General features: G+C 59.2%; 1 protein-coding gene. It reads right to left on the reverse strand.

Annotated features, from left to right (window positions below; translation table 11 throughout):
• Positions 1 to 58: 58 nt before the first annotated feature.
• The gene (locus tag DFR43_RS13555) at positions 59 to 1,348 is read right to left on the reverse strand and encodes an ISL3-like element ISPpu12 family transposase (protein WP_133599590.1); all 1,290 of its coding nucleotides are present in this window, start codon (positions 1,346 to 1,348) and stop codon (positions 59 to 61) included.
• Between the last annotated feature and the right edge of the window lie 13 nt (positions 1,349 to 1,361).

Consider the following 1,361-nt stretch of genomic DNA (forward strand, 5'->3'; position numbering starts at 1 on the left):
GGGTATACGGATTTAATGGTTGATGGGGCACCTTCACCCCATCAATCTGATACCACCCTCAGATGGTTGATAGATCGACTCCGTAGTTGAGTTCCTCTGCGAGGTCCGGCAGTCCGTAACCGATGGTTTTCTTGTAGAAAGGAGAGACCTTCGCAGTCGGTGCCTTCTTCTTGTGCTTCGTGGTGTAGAGCATTCGTGCCAGCATCACCTCGAAGGAGTAACCGCGCCCTTCACGGTTCTTGTCCTTGGCCAGTCGGTTGATGGACTCCGTGTAAGCGTTGGTGACGGGCATGTCCGTCTCGAAGTAGGTCATGGTCTCTTCGCGCCAGTTTCCCACTGCCCTGACCAGATCGCTCCAGACTTCCTTTTGGCCCTTCGGGATGGTGGCTATCCACTCGTCCAGGGCGGCTTCTGCCTGGAGCCGTGTGGTGGCGTCCCAGATGCCGTAGAAGCGCTCCTTGTGCTCGTAGGCGGCCAGCAGTTGCGGGAACGCGCCTGTCCAGGTCTCCATGATGAGGCGCTCCCGGTCTGAGACTTCGTGAGCGCGTTTCAGCAGGATTTTCCGGTCTCCCTTGAGAGTCCGGCTCTGGGACGGTTTCAGCTCCTTTCTGAGGCCCTTGCGCACTCTCTCTAGGGCATCGTTGGCCATGCGCACCACATGGAACTTATCGACCACGATACGGGCCTGGGGCAGCACAGCCTTGACCGCTGCCCGGTAGGGGTTCCACATGTCCATGCTGACGATCTCGACCTTCTGCCGGTCTTTCAGCTTCATCAGGTAGTTGGTCACCACGTCCTGGCGGCGGGTGGCCAGCAGGTCGAGCAGGGTTCGCTCCTCAATGTTGGTCAGAATGCAGCGGTAGCGCTTGTTCAGGTATAGCTCGTCAATGCCCAGGATGCGGGGCGTCTCGAAGCGGTGCCAGCGCCCCAGCAACTCGGCGCGGGCGTTGAAGATGTCGCGCACCGTCTTCTCGTCCAGGCCGGTCTGTGCCGCCACAAAGGTGTAGGGGTGGTTGAAGGATTCCTTCTCCACGTACTCATGCAGCCGCAGTGTCATACGGAATCCGTCCACCATCTCCGGTAGCTGGGGCCTGAATGTTGTCTTGCAGGCCCGGCAGGTGTATCGGCGGCGGACCACCCAGAGAGTGACCCGCTTGCCGTGGATGGGCAGATCACGATAGGGAACGTCACGCTTGCCGAACCGTACGAACTCACCCTGCACGCCGCATTCCTCGCAGGCGATGGGATCGGGCACGTCCACCTGGAAGTGCATTTCGTCGTCGGTTGATTTGCAGCCCAGTACTTGGTATTGCGGCAGGTGAAGGATGTTGTCGGGAAGTTCGGTCATGGTGTTGTATAGG

Origin of the sequence: Tepidicella xavieri, from assembly GCF_004363315.1 — a bacterium.
Lineage (GTDB): Bacteria > Pseudomonadota > Gammaproteobacteria > Burkholderiales > Burkholderiaceae_C > Tepidicella > Tepidicella xavieri.